This is a genomic window from Vibrio injensis (genome assembly GCF_001895205.1).
GTDB lineage: Bacteria > Pseudomonadota > Gammaproteobacteria > Enterobacterales > Vibrionaceae > Vibrio > Vibrio injensis.
The window spans coordinates 734,472-752,351 of sequence record NZ_BDJF01000016.1; the positions used below are offsets into that span (position 1 = coordinate 734,472).

The 17,880-nt window shown below is 45.0% G+C and carries 18 protein-coding genes; 3 read left to right on the forward strand and 15 right to left on the reverse strand.

Translation table 11 applies throughout. The features are described 5' to 3' along the window. Window positions 1–6: 6 nt before the first annotated feature. From rseP to rpsB, 8 genes are all read right to left on the reverse strand, one after another. Complete coding sequence (gene rseP, locus BSR11_RS08705; protein WP_072669998.1) at window positions 7–1,362, reverse strand: sigma E protease regulator RseP; 1,356 nt, start codon at window positions 1,360–1,362, stop codon at window positions 7–9. Further along, a complete protein-coding gene (ispC, locus tag BSR11_RS08710) occupies window positions 1,359–2,567 on the reverse strand; it encodes a 1-deoxy-D-xylulose-5-phosphate reductoisomerase (RefSeq protein ID WP_072669999.1) in 1,209 nt (402 codons plus the stop codon). Before ispC ends, rseP begins: the two co-directional genes overlap by 4 nt. A gap of 48 nt (window positions 2,568–2,615) precedes the next feature. Continuing rightward, entirely contained in the window at window positions 2,616–3,458 is an 843-nt protein-coding gene (locus tag BSR11_RS08715; RefSeq protein WP_072670000.1) for a phosphatidate cytidylyltransferase, read from the reverse strand. A gap of 16 nt (window positions 3,459–3,474) precedes the next feature. Next, window positions 3,475–4,227: a polyprenyl diphosphate synthase gene (gene uppS, locus BSR11_RS08720; protein WP_072670070.1), complete on the reverse strand. Its 753-nt coding sequence runs from the start codon at window positions 4,225–4,227 to the stop codon at window positions 3,475–3,477. Between the two features lie 92 nt (window positions 4,228–4,319). After that, window positions 4,320–4,877: a ribosome recycling factor gene (gene frr, locus BSR11_RS08725; protein ID WP_072670001.1), complete on the reverse strand. Its 558-nt coding sequence runs from the start codon at window positions 4,875–4,877 to the stop codon at window positions 4,320–4,322. Between the two features lie 36 nt (window positions 4,878–4,913). Beyond that, window positions 4,914–5,645: a UMP kinase gene (gene pyrH / locus BSR11_RS08730; protein ID WP_072670002.1), complete on the reverse strand. Its 732-nt coding sequence runs from the start codon at window positions 5,643–5,645 to the stop codon at window positions 4,914–4,916. 182 nt (window positions 5,646–5,827) lie between these two features. Further along, complete coding sequence (gene tsf, locus BSR11_RS08735) at window positions 5,828–6,670, reverse strand: translation elongation factor Ts (protein WP_072670003.1); 843 nt, start codon at window positions 6,668–6,670, stop codon at window positions 5,828–5,830. 121 nt (window positions 6,671–6,791) lie between these two features. Beyond that, entirely contained in the window at window positions 6,792–7,520 is a 729-nt protein-coding gene (gene rpsB / locus BSR11_RS08740; protein WP_004394656.1) for a 30S ribosomal protein S2, read from the reverse strand. Between the two features lie 614 nt (window positions 7,521–8,134). Here rpsB and map point away from each other — a divergent pair. The 3 genes from map to BSR11_RS08755 all read left to right on the forward strand — a co-directional run bounded on the left by map (window position 8,135) and on the right by BSR11_RS08755 (window position 12,143). Beyond that, window positions 8,135–8,977 carry a type I methionyl aminopeptidase gene (gene map / locus BSR11_RS08745; RefSeq protein ID WP_072670005.1) on the forward strand — a complete coding sequence of 281 codons (843 nt, stop codon included), beginning with the start codon at window positions 8,135–8,137 and terminating at the stop codon, window positions 8,975–8,977. A gap of 101 nt (window positions 8,978–9,078) precedes the next feature. Next, on the forward strand, window positions 9,079–11,715 hold the full coding sequence (glnD, locus tag BSR11_RS08750; protein WP_072670006.1) for a bifunctional uridylyltransferase/uridylyl-removing protein GlnD: 2,637 nt from the start codon (window positions 9,079–9,081) through the stop codon (window positions 11,713–11,715). Between the two features lie 35 nt (window positions 11,716–11,750). Beyond that, a complete protein-coding gene (locus BSR11_RS08755) occupies window positions 11,751–12,143 on the forward strand; it encodes a DUF3461 family protein (RefSeq protein ID WP_072670007.1) in 393 nt (130 codons plus the stop codon). A 73-nt stretch (window positions 12,144–12,216) separates the two neighbouring features. Here the strand turns inward: BSR11_RS08755 and pgpA are convergent, their stop codons facing one another. The 7 genes from pgpA to ribD form a co-directional block, all read right to left on the reverse strand. Beyond that, window positions 12,217–12,723 carry a phosphatidylglycerophosphatase A gene (gene pgpA, locus BSR11_RS08760; protein ID WP_072670008.1) on the reverse strand — a complete coding sequence of 169 codons (507 nt, stop codon included), beginning with the start codon at window positions 12,721–12,723 and terminating at the stop codon, window positions 12,217–12,219. Beyond that, entirely contained in the window at window positions 12,720–13,694 is a 975-nt protein-coding gene (gene thiL, locus BSR11_RS08765) for a thiamine-phosphate kinase (RefSeq protein WP_072670009.1), read from the reverse strand. Before thiL ends, pgpA begins: the two co-directional genes overlap by 4 nt. A 176-nt stretch (window positions 13,695–13,870) precedes the next feature. Beyond that, window positions 13,871–14,341: a transcription antitermination factor NusB gene (nusB, locus tag BSR11_RS08770; protein WP_004394650.1), complete on the reverse strand. Its 471-nt coding sequence runs from the start codon at window positions 14,339–14,341 to the stop codon at window positions 13,871–13,873. After that, complete coding sequence (gene ribH, locus BSR11_RS08775; protein ID WP_004394649.1) at window positions 14,341–14,811, reverse strand: 6,7-dimethyl-8-ribityllumazine synthase; 471 nt, start codon at window positions 14,809–14,811, stop codon at window positions 14,341–14,343. The genes nusB and ribH overlap by 1 nt, the downstream gene beginning before the upstream one ends. 139 nt (window positions 14,812–14,950) lie before the next feature. Next, the gene (gene ribBA / locus BSR11_RS08780; RefSeq protein WP_072670010.1) at window positions 14,951–16,060 is read right to left on the reverse strand and encodes a bifunctional 3,4-dihydroxy-2-butanone-4-phosphate synthase/GTP cyclohydrolase II; all 1,110 of its coding nucleotides are present in this window, start codon (window positions 16,058–16,060) and stop codon (window positions 14,951–14,953) included. 40 nt (window positions 16,061–16,100) lie between these two features. Beyond that, window positions 16,101–16,757 carry a riboflavin synthase gene (locus BSR11_RS08785; RefSeq protein WP_072670011.1) on the reverse strand — a complete coding sequence of 219 codons (657 nt, stop codon included), beginning with the start codon at window positions 16,755–16,757 and terminating at the stop codon, window positions 16,101–16,103. A gap of 11 nt (window positions 16,758–16,768) precedes the next feature. Further along, window positions 16,769–17,875, reverse strand: a complete 1,107-nt coding sequence (gene ribD, locus BSR11_RS08790; RefSeq protein ID WP_072670071.1) for a bifunctional diaminohydroxyphosphoribosylaminopyrimidine deaminase/5-amino-6-(5-phosphoribosylamino)uracil reductase RibD — start codon at window positions 17,873–17,875, stop codon at window positions 16,769–16,771. Between the last annotated feature and the right edge of the window lie 5 nt (window positions 17,876–17,880).

The window sequence follows — 17,880 nt, forward strand, 5'->3', positions numbered from 1 at the left end:
AATCAATCACAGGCGAGTAAAATCATTAAATATTGCTACCGCCATTAAGGAGAAAATGATCACGCCTCCGAGTCGATAGCCAATTTCTTGTATTTTTTCCGGAACAGGGCGTCGAATCACTGCCTCAATCGCGAAGAACAGTAAGTGCCCGCCATCAAGCATTGGCAGCGGAACTAAATTAATAATCCCCAAGTTTATACTGATCAAGGCTAAGAAACCGAGAAAATAAACCAAGCCATAATCAGCCGTGGTCCCAGCCCCTTTAGCAATGGAGATCGGCCCACTAAGATTATTCAGCCCCACATCACCGACAATCAGCTTTTTCAGCATACTGATGGTTAAGTCGATCACTTGTCCCGTTTTTTCAAACGCTTTACCGATTGAGTCGATCACACCAAACTGTAAGTCAAAGCGGTATCCCGGAGGCCATTCAGCCACTTGTGGCGAAATACCAGCAAAACCTATCATCTGTCCCGATACACTTCGAGCCTCTGGAACCAAAGTGAGCGTTAATCGTTGCTGTGCACGCTCTATACCAATGTCTAACGCTTGATTTGGATTGGCCTGAATCTCAGTAACCGCCTGTTGCCAAGATGAAATCACTTGACCATTAATATGAGTCAAACGGTCTCCCACTTGCAGTCCAGCTTTAGCACCAGCGCCACCAGTAGAAATTGTCGCGAGTACCGTAGAGACTTCAGGGACAAAAGGTTTAAATCCTAGCGCTCCCATAGCAGACTCTGTTTCTGGGTTAAAGTTCCATGACGCCAAGTTAAAAGTCTTGATTTGCTCAATGCCAATCTCATCTGGAGAAGAGACCGTCAATGTGAGGCTTTGGTTACCAATATGGCGAATTAATCCCATATTCACCGACTCCCAATCAAGAGTCTTAACACCTGAAACGGCCTTAATTTCCATACCAGGTTTTACCCCTGCATCGGCAGCAATCGAGTATGGTGCAACTTCACCAATCACCGGTTTGACCGCCGGTACACCGATAATAAAGACCAACCAATAAGCGAAGAGAGCAAACAAAAAGTTAAAAGCTGGCCCTGCGGCAACGATGGCCGTACGTTGCCACAATGATTTTTTATCAAAAGCGAATGGGTACTGCTCGCGAGGAATATCATCTACTCGACTGTCGAGCATTTTGACGTATCCGCCAAGTGGAATAACAGAAATGCTGTACTCAGTTCCGTCCTTGCCTAGGCGTTTCCAAATCGCTCGTCCAAAGCCAATCGAAAACTTTTCTACTTTAACGCCACACTTTCTTGCCACCCAAAAATGCCCGTACTCATGTACCGCGACTAAAATGCCTAAGGCGATAATAAAGGCAACAAAGTTCCATAAAACGCCACTCATAACATACGCTCTTTCAAGTGTTGATTAGCCAGACTGCGCGCCATTGTATCCAGCTCGAGTAGGCTTTCCAAGTGATAGGAATGTAACGGACTGTTTGTCCCACATACGCTCGACAATACCTTTTCATTAATCACGGCAATGTCAGTAAAGCGAATCTGTCCTCGTAAAAATGCCTCAACGGCCACTTCATTGGCAGCATTGAGTGAAGTTGTTGCATGCTGACCGATATAACACGCATCTATCGCCAATTGCAAACAAGGGTAGCGCTGATAATCTACTGCCATAAAGGTCAACTCGCTCATATGGGTAAAATCTAGCGACTTAACACCGGCACTTATCCGTCTTGGATAAGCCAGCGCTTGTGCAATCGGCGTCGCCATATCTGGTTCGCCGAGCTGTGCGATCACCGAACCATCCCGATATTGAACCATTGAGTGGATGACTGATTGCGGGTGGATCAAAACCTTAAGCTGTTCACGAGACGCGTTAAATAGCCACTTAGCCTCAATATACTCAAGCCCTTTATTCATCATGGTCGCAGAATCAACCGATATTTTGGGTCCCATCGACCAATTAGGATGCGCAATCGCTTGTTCTGGAGTAACTTGAGCTAAGGTCTCGATATCGGCATAACGAAATGGCCCGCCTGAGCCAGTCAACAGAATATGAGACACTCCTTGCTCTTGTAAATGGCAGCGCCCGAGCTGAGTTTGAATATCAACAGGTAAACATTGAAAAATCGCATTATGTTCACTGTCAACAGGCAATAATTCCGCGCCATATTGCTCAACAGCGTCAATAAAGAGCTGCCCAGACATGACCAAAGCTTCTTTATTCGCCAATAAGACGCGCTTACCAGCCTTAACCGCAGCCATCGTTGGTAACAAACCAGCGGCGCCGACAATCGCCGCCATCACAGTGTCAACCTCATCGCTAGAAGCAACATGGCACATTGCCTCTTCGCCATACAACACTTCAGTTGCCAGTGAAAGTCCAGCCAATTGAGAGGATAATAACTGCGCCGCTTGTGGCGTAGCCATCACCGCATATTTCGGACGCCATGTTTGGCAAAGCTCGCGCATTTTGCTGACATTGCTGCCCGCCACCAAAGCCACCACACTGAAGTGCTCAGGATTCTCGGCCACCACTTTAAGAGTGCTCGCGCCAATAGAGCCAGTAGCTCCGAGAATGGTTAATTTACGCATTACAAAAACCGTCATGGTTTATGCCGATAAAAGCTTGTTTCACCAGCATTAAAATAAGAAATAACATAAAGCAAATACCGGGAAAGCGGCCGTAAGGCTATCCACTCGGTCCAAAATACCACCGTGGCCAGGAATGATCTTACTGCTGTCTTTAATGCCAGACACCCGCTTAAACATACTTTCTACCAGATCGCCCAACACAGAAATCACGACGGTGACTAAAATGGTCAACAACATAATAACGGTGGAAGCAAATTGAATATTAAACCAACTGGCGCATAACCAACCCACCAACATGGCAGCGATTACGCCACCAATTAATCCTTCAATGGTTTTATTTGGACTGACAGCCGGAGCCATTTTTCGCTTACCAAAACTCTTGCCAGAAAAGTAAGCACCACTATCTGCGGCCCAGACAATCAAACAGACATACAGTACCAATTTTGCACCGTGATAACTGTCAGCGGTAATGTATTCCGAGCGTAAAAAAATCACACTCCAAAAAAAAGGCAATAATGTCAGCACTCCGAATAAATGGCGTACTGAGTTGGAGTTTTCCCAGCAAGATCGTGATTTGGGATAAGTAATAGCGAGACCGCTAGCGATAATCCACCACAGTGAACCGATCACTAAGATGCCGTAATGCATTGGTTGCAAAGCACTTAATACAGAAAGCTGAGGAACAAGCAACCAATAGCTTAGCGCTCCGACCACAATACCGGGCAATAAAGCAAGATAACGAGAGGAAGAAGAAACAAATTGTGTCCACTCCCATAGCCCCAATAACGTGACGACCGCCAACGCTAAAATAAAGCCAGATTGCGGGAGCCAAAAAATGCCAGCAATCACTAAAGGGGCAAGTAAAAGCGCAGTAATAATTCTTTGCTTCAAACTGAGAAGTCCTATTTTATGGTGTCATTAACGCTTTGACTTGCTCACCGGTACAACCAAATCGGCGCTCACGATTAACAAACCAAGTCACAGCTTCAATTAAACTGTCTTCACCAAACTCAGGCCAATAGACCGGAGTAAAATACATTTCTGCATAAGCCAACTGCCAAAGAAGAAAGTTACTGATTCGGCATTCACCACTGGTACGAATCAATAAATCGACTTCTGGAAGATCAGCCATCGTTAAATGCTCAGCGATCAAGGCTTCATTTATATCCGTCACATTGATCTCATTACGACTGATTTTAAGAGCAATATGGCGCATCGCCTGAGTGATGTCCCATTTTCCACCGTAGTTCGCCGCGATATTAATCACCATACCGGTATTATGCTGAGTCAACGCCTCAGCTTGGGCGATTTTACTCTGTAATCGCTCACTGAACCGACTGGTATCGCCAATAACACGTAAACGCAGATTATTTTTGTGCAGTTTTTTGACCTCGGTCGATAAGACACGAAGAAATAACTCCATCAATACGCCGACCTCTTCCTCTGGGCGTCGCCAATTTTCACTGCTAAAAGCAAATAAAGTCACGGCTCGAATCCCCAGTTTTGCTGCGGTAGAAACCGTTTTACGCACCGCAGCAACCCCATTTTTATGACCAAAGATCCGAGGTTTACCTTGTGCTTTTGCCCAACGACCATTGCCATCCATAATGATGGCGATATGTTGAGGGAGAACATCTAACGAGAGCTGCGAATTTTGCATAGAAACGTAATAAAGAAAAAAGATGGTGAAGAGTAGCATAAAAAAACGCTGTGCTGTGAGCACAGCGTTTTTCTGTTAGGGTTTTGTAGAAATTAAACTTCCATAAGTTCTTTTTCTTTTACCGCTAAGACGTCATCGATTTTCTTGACGGCTCTATCGGTCAATTTTTGAATTTCATCTTGAGCCTTACGCTCTTCATCTTCTGAAATTTCTTTGTCTTTCAATAACGCTTTTAGATCGTTGTTAGCATCACGACGAATATTACGCACGGCTACTCGACCACCTTCCGCTTCACCACGGACGATTTTAACGAGATCACGACGACGCTCTTCCGTTAATGGTGGTAGTGGAACACGAATAACCGTACCCGCTGACATTGGGTTTAACCCCAAATCAGACATTAGGATCGCTTTTTCAACTTTTGGCGTAAGTTCTTTATCAAATACCGTAATCGCTAATGTACGTGCATCTTCAGCAACTACGTTGGCAATTTGGCTTAGAGGCGTTGATGCACCGTAGTACTCAACAGAGAGGCCAGATAGTAGGCTTGGGTGAGCGCGGCCAGTGCGAATCTTTGATAGATTGTTCTTTAGCGCTTCTACACTTTTATCCATACGCTCTTGAGCGTCTTTTTTGATCTCATTAATCACAATATCACCTTAATTCTTATTTCATTTCGAGAGTGATTATACAGCGGAGCTGATCAGCGTCCCTTCCGCTTCACCCATAACCACACGGCGTAGCGCGCCTGGCTTATTCATATTAAAGACACGGATTGGCATGTTATGATCACGAGCCAGAGTAAAGGCTGCCAAATCCATCACTTTAAGTTCTTTTTCCAGCACATCGTTGTAAACCAGCTTATCATACAGTTGCGCATCCGGATTGGCTACAGGGTCAGCACTGTAGACGCCGTCTACTTTTGTCGCTTTGAGAACCACGTCAGCTTCAATTTCGATACCACGTAAACAAGCAGCAGAATCGGTTGTGAAGAATGGGTTGCCAGTACCAGCAGAAAAAATCACTACACGACCTTGGCGCAATTGACTGATAGCGTCAGCCCAGTTGTAGTCATCACACACCCCTTTAAGTGGAATGGCCGACATAACACGTGCGTTCACGTAAGCTCGATGTAGGGCATCACGCATCGCAAGGCCATTCATCACTGTTGCCAACATGCCCATATGGTCACCGACAACACGGTTCATTCCCGCAGCCGCTAAACCTGCACCACGGAACAAGTTGCCACCACCAATGACGACACCAACTTGAACACCCAACTCAACGAGTTCTTTCACTTCTTGTGCCATACGATCAAGCACCGTTGGATCGATACCAAAACCTTCTTCACCTTGAAGCGCTTCACCGCTCAATTTTAATAAAATACGTTGATATGCGGGTTTAGGGTTTGTTGTCATGGACTTTACCTTTCAAAAAGTATCGTTAGTTAACAGTCATAAATAAACTTACTGCGTAAATGTATTGATGATCATTACCATCGTGAGTTCGAAAACCGCTCTCTTTAACCGTCAAGGGAGTGATATTCGTAAAAAGACCGCAGCCATGGCCACGGTCTTTATCTTGGTCATCAAAAAGGTAATTAACCTTTCTGAGCCATAGCCACTTCTTCAGCGAAGCTCAGGCCTTCTTGTTTTTCGATACCTTCACCTACTTCTAGGCGAACGAAAGTCGATACTGAAGCACCTTTTTCTTTCAAAATTTCACCAACAGTTTTCTTTGGCTCCATAACGAAAGGTTGACCAGTTAGAGAAACTTCACCGGTGAATTTCTTCATACGGCCTTCAACCATTTTCTCTGCGATCTCTTTTGGCTTACCTTCGTTCATTGCGATTTCAACTTGAACTTCACGCTCTTTCGCAACAACATCAGCCGGTACATCTTCAGGATTTACGTATTCAGGGCGAGAAGCCGCTACGTGCATCGCGATGTGTTTTAGAGTTTCAGCATCGGCATCACCAGCAACCACAACACCAATACGAGAACCATGGCTGTATGCAGCCAAAGCTTTGCCTTCAGCGTATTGAACGCGACGGATGTTGATGTTTTCGCCGATTTTAGCAATAAGAGTCACACGAGCATCTTCAAACTGTGCTTGTAGATCTTCTAGGCTTGGTTTTGATGCTAACGCCGCTTCAGCGACTTCGTTAGCGAATGCTAGGAAGTTACCATCTTTAGCAACGAAATCGGTTTGACAGTTGATTTCAACCAAAGCGGCAGAACCTTCTGCTTCTTTGATGATGATCGCGCCTTCAGCAGCGATATTACCTGCTTTTTTAGCCGCTTTTGCAGCACCGCTTTTACGCATATTTTCGATGGCAAGTTCGATGTCACCGTTGGTTTCAACGAGTGCTTTCTTACATTCCATCATACCTGCGCCAGTACGTTCACGCAGTTCTTTTACTAGAGCAGCAGTAACAGCCATTCTCTATTCCTCAGTTGATTCAGGATTAAAAATTGGGGGCCTAATGATTTGGCCCCCAATACTAACTATGACTTAGCCTCGTGGTATTCCACAAAAGGCTAAGTATGACTAAGAGCCGCTCTTATTCCGCTTCTACAAAGCCGTCTTTTTCAGCAACTGCCGCTACGTCTTTGTTACGACCTTCGTTTACTGATTCAGCTGCAGCATTCAGGTATAGTTGAACGGCACGGATCGCATCGTCGTTACCAGGGATGATGTAATCAATACCATCTGGGTTAGAGTTAGTATCAACAACAGCAAACACTGGAATGCCTAGGTTGTTTGCTTCTTTAACTGCAATGTGCTCGTGATCAGCGTCGATAACGAATAGAGCGTCAGGTAGACCGCCCATGTCTTTGATACCACCAAGAGATTTCTCAAGCTTGTCCATTTCACGAGTACGCATTAGCGCTTCTTTCTTGGTTAGCTTGTCGAAGGTGCCATCAGTCGCTTGAACTTCAAGTTCTTTTAGACGCTTGATTGATTGACGAACGGTTTTCCAGTTAGTTAGCATACCACCTAACCAACGGTTGTTTACGTAGTATTGATTGCTTGCAATCGCTGCTTCTTTTACTGCTTCAGAGGCTGCGCGCTTAGTACCTACGAAAAGTACCTTACCTTTTTTGTCACCGATTTTCACAAGCTCAGCCAGTGCTTCGTTGAACATTGGTACTGTTTTTTCTAGGTTGATGATATGAACTTTGTTACGAGCACCAAAAATGAATGGTTTCATTTTTGGGTTCCAGTAACGAGTCTGGTGACCGAAGTGAACACCAGCTTTCAGCATATCGCGCATTGATACAGTTGCCATTAAATAATCCTCTATGGGGTTAGGCCTCCACATCCCCCATGTCGCCGACCTCTCAACGCTACAACGCTGGAAGCACCCCGGAACATGTGTCGGAATGTGTGTGATTTAAAGATAAATGTGTGTGGATTCTGCCTGCTTCGCCTTAACAGAAGAAATCAGGCCGATGTTCCGGCGCGTTTTATACCATATTTAGCACTAATCTGACTAGCAAAAATTGCGGCACCGCCTCTGCTCCTGCTTTATCGACAGACATACTAAGTGAGAAGATCTCGCTACCGTTTCTATTCTTTCTATATCCAAACAACTGAGGGTTGCCGGCAGGCGGGAAATGAATGACCAACTTGAACAGCCGTAGGCTAGCCTTTGGTGAGATCCAGAGATGGTCCTCATCATCTCCATAATCATAGACAGACCATGTGACTGGGCTGAATAAATTTAGCCATCACTACTGTAGCTTCAAGTGTGAAGAATATCCCCATTTATGAGGTTGGTAACATAACCGCCATCGCCACAGCTTAACCATTCTTATTTACACCACTTCTTGCGCTTCCTTCTCTCACTGTTACAATATTGCGATTAGCACCCAGTGCCTAAAATTTGAATAGAGAAAGCCGATGTCTGTAAAAATTAAAAATGCTCAAGAAATAGAAAAAATGCGTGTAGCGGGGCGATTGGCTGCGCAAGTTTTAGAAATGATTGAACCTCACGTCAAAGCTGGCGTGACCACTGAACATCTTAACCAACTTTGCCACGATTATATTACCGAAGTTCAAGGCGCTATTCCTGCCCCTCTTAACTATCATGGCTTCCCCAAATCCATTTGCACATCGATTAACCATATCGTTTGTCATGGCATTCCAGCTGAACAAGACTCGCAATTTGGTCAACTACTTCGCCCTGCCGTCTTAAAAGATGGTGATATTATGAACATCGATATTACTGTCATTAAAGATGGTTATCACGGTGATACCTCAAAGATGTTCTTAATTGGCGATGTGCAACCAGCCGACAAACGTTTATGTCTGGTGGCTCAAGAGTGTCTCTATTTAGCCTTAAAAAAAGTGAAACCAGGCGTACAACTCGGCGAAATTGGTACTGCGATAGAGAAGTACATCAAAACCAATAATAAAAATAACCCGCGATCAAAATTCTCGATTGTTCGTGACTACTGCGGTCATGGTATCGGCGCAGAGTTTCATGAAGAACCTCAGGTGGTGCACTACAAAAATAGTGACCGCACACTGCTTCGTGAAGGGATGATTTTTACCATTGAGCCAATGATCAATGCGGGTAAATTTGGTTGCCGTCTGGATGATGAAGATAACTGGACCGTCTATACCGCCGATAGTAAAAACTCGGCTCAATGGGAACACACCATTTTGGTTACCGCGGATGGCTGTGAAATTCTCACGCTACGCGAAGAAGAGACTATCCCTCGTATTTTTCACAATGCCTAATCCGGCCCTATAGTCGGTAAAGGGAGCTTGAGCTCAGCGCTTGATTTCTGTTAGATTGAGCGTTCATATTGAGTTCACTCCCTTGCATGGACCGCACTGTTATGGCTTATTTATCCCCACTAAATTACACCGACCAACAGCTCACGGTTGAGCAATTAAAACAGCAACTCGATCTTTTCTCCGCTTATCAACGTCAAGCGTTTCTCTCTCGCCATCCGGTCAGTGATCTCGTGGTTGGTCGTGCCGATTATATGGATATGCTCCTTAATCGTCTTTGGCAATATTTTGGTTTTGACAAACTCAATGACCTCTGTCTGGCCGCTGTTGGCGGATATGGAAGAGCTGAATTACACCCTTTATCTGACATTGATATTTTAGTCGTTTCCACAACACGATTAGCCGAAGATATTGGCAGTAAAGTCAGCCAATTCATTACCTTATTATGGGACTTACGCCTAGAAGTAGGCCATGCTGTGCGTACCGTAGAAGAGTGTATTGAGATTGGCAAAGCAGATTTAACCGTTGCAACTAATTTGCAAGAAGCACGTTTACTGTGCGGTAGTGACCGTATTTTCCAGCGTTTACAATCAGCCATTCATAGTGAATCTTTTTGGCCAAGTGAATGTTTCTACCAAGCTAAAATTCAAGAACAGCGTGAGCGTCATGCCCGTTATCACGATACGGCCTATAATCTTGAGCCAGATATTAAATCTACCCCTGGCGGGCTTAGAGATATTCACACCTTGAGCTGGGTTGCTCGTCGCCATTTTGGAGCAACATCACTGTATGAAATGAGCCGCTTCGGCTTTCTTACTGACGCTGAATTTCGCGAATTGGCCGAGTGCCAAGATTTTTTGTGGCGAGTTCGCTTCGCTCTGCATCTTGAACTGAAACGTTATGACAATCGACTCGGTTTTGCTCATCAAGCTCAAGTCGCCGAACATCTTGGATTTACTGGCGAAGGTAACCGAGCGGTTGAAAAAATGATGAAGGAGTTCTATCGCACCTTACGCCGCGTATCCGAACTCAATAAAATGCTCTTGAAGTTGTTTGATCAAGCGATCTTAAACCGTGGTGAAGAAATCAAAGCAGAGATCATTAACCACGACTTTCAGCGCCGTGGTTCATTAATTGAAGCTCGAAAACCCGCTCTTTTTCAAGCTCGACCTGAAACCATTCTCGACATGTTTTTGCTCATGGCCAATGACTCGAGTATTGATGGGGTTGCCCCTTCTACGATGCGTCAATTAAGAACCGCGCGGCGACGATTGAATAAATTTTTGCATACAATTCCTGCTGCGCGCGAAAAGTTTCTCGCGCTGACCCGTCACCCCAATGCACTTCACAAAGCGTTTGGACAAATGCATAAATTGGGCGTGTTGGCCGCCTATTTGCCGCAATGGAGTCAGATAGTTGGGCAGATGCAATTTGACTTGTTTCATGTCTATACCGTTGATGAGCACAGCATCCGTCTACTCAAACATATTCATCTATTCAATGACCCTAAAAATCATCAACGTCATCCTATCTGCTGTGAGATTTTCCCGAAAATACAAAAAAAAGAGCTGCTGATCCTTGCAGCTATTTTTCATGATATTGCCAAAGGCCGCGGCGGCGATCATTCAGAAATAGGTGCGACCGAAGCTTACGATTTTTGTATCGAACATGGTCTTTCTAAGCCAGAAGCTAAATTAGTCGCTTGGTTGGTTCAAAATCACTTATTAATGTCCGTCACAGCTCAACGGCGCGATATTTATGATCCAGACGTGATCATCGAATTTGCTAAAAAAGTTCGCGATGAAGAGTATCTGGAATACTTAGTCTGTTTAACGGTAGCTGATATTTGCGCCACTAATCCCGACCTATGGAACAGTTGGAAGCGAACCTTACTGGCTGAACTCTTTTATTCAACACAAAGAGCCTTAAGACGCGGACTTGAACATCCAGTTGATGTCAGGGAGCGAATTCGCCATAACCAACAAATGGCGTCTGCACAGCTACGTAAAGAAGGCTTCCATAGCCGTGAAATAGAGCAATTATGGCAACGCTTTAAAGCCGATTACTTTTTACGCCATACTCACAAACAAATAGCATGGCATGGTATGCACATTTTAACGCACTCATCGCCTACTGAGCCTTTAGTCTTGATCAGTAAAAAAGCCACGCGCGGTGGTACCGAAGTGTTTGTGTATACCAAAGATCAGCCCGCATTGTTTGCAACGGTGGTCGCCGAATTAGACCGTCGAAATCTTAACGTTCATGACGCGCAAATCATGACCAGTAAAGACGGCTATGTTTTGGATACCTTTATGGTTTTGGATCATAACGGCCAAGCGATTGAAGAAAACCGTCATCATGCGTTAATTAAGCATTTAACCCATGTATTGAGCGATGGCCGCCCAACAAGACTTAAAACGCGTCGTATTCCACGTAATCTGCAACATTTCACGGTTCGAACTCAGGTCGATTTCTTACCAACAAAAAGCAAAAAACGCACCTTAATGGAACTGGTTGCTCTCGATACGCCGGGATTACTGGCCACCATAGGAGCGACGTTTGCTGAATTAAACTTAGATTTACATGGAGCAAAAATCACCACGTTAGGGGAGCGTGCGGAGGACTTATTTATTTTAACCAATCAACAAGGGGCTAAACTCACAGACCAAGAGCAAAGTGTCCTACGTGAACGATTAATTGAGACTATTGCTCAGCTCTCTTCTTCGCACCAAGAAGCTTGATAGCCCTATCAACTAAAACTATGCAGAGGATGCTTATGTTTCCACAACTCACCAGCTTGGGAATCGATCAACCCCATACGATTGAACGTTACTCATTGCGCCAAGAAGCGCAAAAAGATGTACTAAAAATCTATTTCAAGAAACAGAAAGGTGAGTTTTTTGCTAAAAGTGTCAAATTTAAATACCCAAGACAGATCAAAACGGTTTTGGTCGATGGGGGGACGCATCAATACCGAGAAATCAGCGAAATCAATCGTACTCTTACCTTAGTCATTGATGAGTTGAATCAACTCACGCGTAATGAGAATACTGGAGAAAACGTCACTGAGATAGATATCAAACAAAAAATCTTGAGTGATTTAAGACACTTAGAAAAAGTAGTCGCCAGTAAAATAGCTGAAATTGAAGCCGATCTGAACAAACTTTAATTTAGCTAGCCCAATAAGGGAGGCTCTGACTCCCTTATTGATGAGTGTTCAGCACAACCTAACTATGCTTAGTTTAGTTTAGCCATCCCGCCCACTGCCCAACAAAAAACAGCATAATAGCCGCCATGATGCCAGCAACGATATCATCGAGCATAATCCCAACACCACCTTCGACTTGCTTATCTAACCATCCAATTGGCCATGGTTTGACCATATCAAAAAAGCGAAAGAGAACGAATCCTGTGACAATCCATTGCCAATCAAAAATTGGCAGTTGCAGTAACGGAACAATAGACATGGTGATCCAAAAGCCAGCAAATTCATCCCAAACAATTGAACCATGATCGTGAACCTGCATATCCGTTGACGTTACTTGGCAAATTTTCACCCCGAGGATGCACGCCATTAAGACGACGAAAAGATAGGCAAACAAGGGCAGTTGTACTAGAAGTAGATACAGAGGAATAGAAGCTAATGTTCCCATTGTGCCAGGGATGATCGGCGATAAACCACTACCAAATCCGGTTGCCAATAGATGCCATGGATTGCGTAGTGAAAGACGAGAAAGAGGCTGACTCATGCGGATTCCTTAAAATGATCATAACCGGTCAACGACCAGTCGACTTTTTGTCCATGATTGAGTAAGTCAAACACGCCATGAGGACGAATTTGACCAATGCAGGTGATAGGCGTCGCGGTATGTGCCAGAGCGCTTGCTAACGATCCCTTATTCTCTTCAGGCACCGTAAAGCAGAGTTCGTACTCTTCACCACTGGTTAACGCATACTGCTGCGCAATAAGCGGATCTCCCGTGAACTGCACTAACGCTTCTGATAACGGCAAAGTATGCAAATCAAGGCTCGCTCCCACTTGAGAAGCACTTAAAATATGGTTTAAATCCGCGACTAGGCCATCAGAAATATCAATCGCTGATGAGGCCAAATTGAGCAAGGCTTGTCCGGCGAGTACTCGCGGGGTCGACAAATAATGACGTGACTCTAGCACTGATGCACAAGGTAAAGCTCGTTTGTTCACATCGAGTATCACCTCTAGCCCTGCTTTGCTATCGCCGAGTTGTCCTGTGACATAAATCCAATCCCCGACTTTCGCACCAGAACGCAATAACGCTTTATCTTGTGGAACAAAACCTTGCACTGTGAGAGTGATGCTCAACGGACCTTTAGTCGTATCACCGCCAATTAATTGTACATTGTAGTAATTCGCTAAATCAAAAAAGGCGTCACAAAATGGAGTAAGCCAATCTGGGTTAATCTCAGGTAGGGTGAGCGCCATCGAGACCCAAGCAGGGGTTGCTCCCATCGCGGCTAAATCACTGATATTAGAAGCAAGGGCTTTATGTGCCACCCAAGCTGGATTCGCATCCATTACAAAATGGGTTCCTGCAACTAAGGTATCGGTACTGATTGCGAGTCGAACATTCTCTGGTACATTGACGATCGCACAATCATCCCCCAAAGCCAAATGAACATCTTTACGCTGTGGTTGACGTGCCGCCAAATAGTGTTCAATAAAATTAAATTCGCCTAACATGGATGATTCTCTAGCCAGACCAACGAACCCACCGAATGATTCATTCATGCGATGTGAATGCGGTTAGTAAAACTAAGCCCATCAATAACACTCGCTCACCCGTTGTAGACGAACTCATTGGTCGATTTTATCGATAAAAAAGGCCAGCGAATGCTGACCTTTTATGCCAAAACTAATTACGCTTTTTTGCGTACATGAGGAGCGGCTTTATCAAGCACGCCATTCACAAACTTATGGCTATCTTCTGCTGCAAATACTTTTGCTAGCTCAATGGCCTCATTAATCACGACCTTATAAGGAACATCTTCGCGTCGAGTCATTTCATACATCGCTAGACGAAGTAGTGCAAGCTCCATCATATCAAGATCTTGCATAGGACGAGAAACGAAAGGACGTAGTTTGCTATCTAGCTCGGTATGATTAAGCACAACGCCGACAAGCAGATCACGGAAATAAGTCACATCAGTTTGTGGGGCAGAGAGTGCAGGCTCTGCCGCATGATGTTCTTCTTCATCATACTTACCACCGGATAAGAACTGCTCTTCAATAGTCGCCACATTCTCTTTAGTGATTTGCCAAGAATAAATAGCTTGTAGCGCAAATTGACGTGCATTACGACGTGCGGCTGGTTTCACACTGGCCCCCATTAGGAATCGATTTCAGAAAGAACGTTTATCATCTCAAGTGCGCTAAGTGCTGCTTCTGCACCTTTATTACCAGCCTTGGTTCCTGCGCGTTCAATAGCTTGATCGATAGTATCAACAGTTAATACACCAAACGCGACTGGAATGCTGAACTCCATCGACACTTGAGCTAACCCTTTATTCATTTCACTGCAAACATAGTCAAAGTGTGGTGTACCACCACGAATAACCGAACCCAGTGACACTATCGCATCAAATTTGCCTGTTTTGGCAACGCGTTGAGCCACTAGCGGCAGTTCAACCGCACCAGGACAACGAACAACGGTAATATTCTCGTCGCTAACTTGACCATGACGCTTTAAAGTATCGATGGCACCAGACAGCAGACTTTCGTTAATAAAACTGTTGAAACGAGAAATCACAATCGCAACTTTGGCATGGGGGGCTGGGAAACCACCTTCGATCACTTTCATAAGCTTTCCTTTAACTCTGTTCATCAAGTGAGAATCGCCGGATTCTAGCACAAATTTGTGAACGATATCTAATAGTAATTTGCCGCCACAAGGGCGGCTTATCGTGCAGACTTAACGAGACAAACACGAAATAACGGGCTTATTCGCTGATATACTCGACCACGTTCAAACCAAATCCACCTAAGGCATGGTATTTCTTATTGGCTGAAGAGAGTAAACGCATATCACTGACCCCTAAATCAGCGAGGATCTGTGAACCGACACCAACTCGTCGTGATGTCCCTTGCTTTTTCGCCATTGTTGGGGCTGCGCCTTTATCTTGCTGTTCAAACATTTTAACTCGATGAATAAGCAGCTCTGTAGACTCTTCATTACCAAGAATCACCAGCACCCCCCCTTCTTGACCAATACGTTGCATGGCTTTATCCAACGTCCAACTACGATCAGCACTGCGATCACTGCGTAATAGATCAGTAAAGGTATCTTGTAGATGAACACGCACCAGAGGCGCTTGCTGAGTAGTCTTCTCTTTTCGCAAAGCAAAATGAATTTGGTTATCAATGATATCGCGATAGGTTACCAGCTCAAACTCACCAAACTCGGTTGGTAATTGGCATTGCGCGACACGCTCAATGGTGGTTTCTGTGTTATTGCGATACTCAATTAAATCGGCAATGGTACCTAATTTGATATCGTGCTTTTTAGCAAAGACTTCCAGATCAGGACGACGAGCCATACTGCCATCGTCATTAAGAATCTCAACGATGACCGACGCAGGCTCAAGCCCTGCGAGACGGGCTAAATCACAACCAGCTTCAGTATGACCTGCGCGGGTAAGTACGCCGCCATCTTGCGCCGCTAATGGGAAAATATGTCCAGGTTGAACTAAATCAGCCGCTTTAGCGTCTTTTGCCACCGCAGCTTGCACCGTACGTGCGCGATCAGCCGCTGAAATCCCCGTCGTTACCCCTTCCGCAGCTTCAATCGATACCGTAAAGTTAGTGGTATACTGTGCGTTATTGTCTTGCACCATCGGTGCTAACCCTAAGTGCTGGCAACGACTTTTAGTCATGGTTAAACAAATCAATCCGCGCCCATGAGTCGCCATAAAATTGATCGCTTCTGGCGTGATATGCTCAGCGGCCATGATTAAATCGCCTTCATTTTCGCGATCTTCATCGTCCATCAAGATAACCATTTTGCCTAAGCGAATATCTTCGATAATGTCTTGTGGGGTACTAATTGACATGACTCTTGTCCTATATTTTGTCTTATTGCGTCACGTATGATTACGCAAAACCATTTTGTTGTAAGAATTCCATTGTCATCCGAGAGGGCGATTCAGGCTCACTCTGACCGCCTACCAATAAGCGTTCTAGATATCGAGCGAGCACATCAACTTCGAGGTTAACCTTGCGCCCAGGTTTAAAGCCGTCAATGGTCGTTTCTGACGTAGTATGCGGTACGATAGTCAGCTTAAAGGCATTCTTTCGTAGCCCATTGACGGTTAAGCTAATTCCATCCATGGTGATCGAACCTTTTTCAGCGACATACTTAATTAACTCGTTCGGCAAACTCACCCATAACTCAATGGCTCGCCCAACCCATTGGCGTTCAATTATTTCACCGACTCCATCAACGTGCCCCGACACGATATGACCACCAAAACGTGTTGTAGGCAGCATGGCTTTCTCTAAATTGAGCGGTTCTCCAATTTGATAGTGAGCAAACGCTGATTTATGAAGTGTCTCTAATGATAAATCAGCACGATAATGCTGTGAACTGACATCAATAACGGTCAAACATACCCCATTGGTAGCAATACTATCACCGAGTTTAACATCACTCATATCGAGTTTTCCCGTAGCAACGGTAATGGTGACGTCTTCCCCTTGACGGGTCATGTCAACCAAGGTCCCTACGGCTTCTATAATTCCGGTAAACATAATCAGTTATCTTATTGTTGTGAGGTTAGAGTTGCGGTTAAACGAAGGTCTGGCCCGATCATACGGCAATCTTGAATCACTAATCCTAACGTTTGATCCATATGAGTAAAACCCAGCGAACCAAATAAGCCTCGGCCATCACTGCCCATGATTTTCGGCGCAAGGTAAATGATCAATTCATCAACCAGTTGCTGATCGATTAAGCTTTTCGCTAACGTAGGCCCAGCTTCTACCCAAAGATGATTGATCTGATACTGTTCAGCTAAAGCGGTTAAGGTATGACGCAGATCGAGCTGTTGATGCTGATTTAATGGCACACACAGATCGGCCTCTTGCTCTGCTACACGAATAATCGGTGCAGGGGTTGCATAAAGTGCTAATCCAGGGTGCAACTGATGCTGACGGTCAAGTATCACACGCGTAGGTTGACGAAGTTCAGCATGAGGGTATTGCTGTTGCACATCGACGGGTAATTCAGGCCAACGTACCGTTAATGAGGCGTTATCGGCTAGCACGGTTTGACTGGTTGATAACACCGCTCCGGCTTGTGCTCGATACACTTGAACATCTTGACGCGCTTGTACTGAGGTTATCCATTGGCTTTCACCATTAGCCAGTGCCGTTTGTCCATCCAAACTGGCCGCTAACTTTAACTGGATATAAGGCATTCCGGTTTGCATTCGTTTAATAAATGCCGGATTAAGCGCCTTGGCATCCGCTTCCAATAAACCCACTTCCACCTCAATTCCTGCTTCTCGCAACATAGCAATACCGCGTCCAGAGACTTGTGGATTAGGGTCTTGCATCGCGCAAATCACCTTTGTCACTCCGGCTTGAATTAACCCTTCAGCGCAAGGAGGCGTTCGTCCATAATGAGAACAAGGCTCAAGCGTAACATAAGCGGTCGCACCACGAGCCTGCTCTTTAGCCATTCGTAATGCATAAACCTCAGCATGGGGTTGACCTGCTCGATAATGGAAGCCTTCACCAACAATGTGGCCTTGTTGAGTAATTACGCACCCTACCCTAGGATTCGGTGCCGTAGTGAAGCGTCCGCGCTGAGCAAGTTGGATGGCTCGCGCCATCATTTGATAATCGGCAGCAGAAAAGTTTGACATCATCG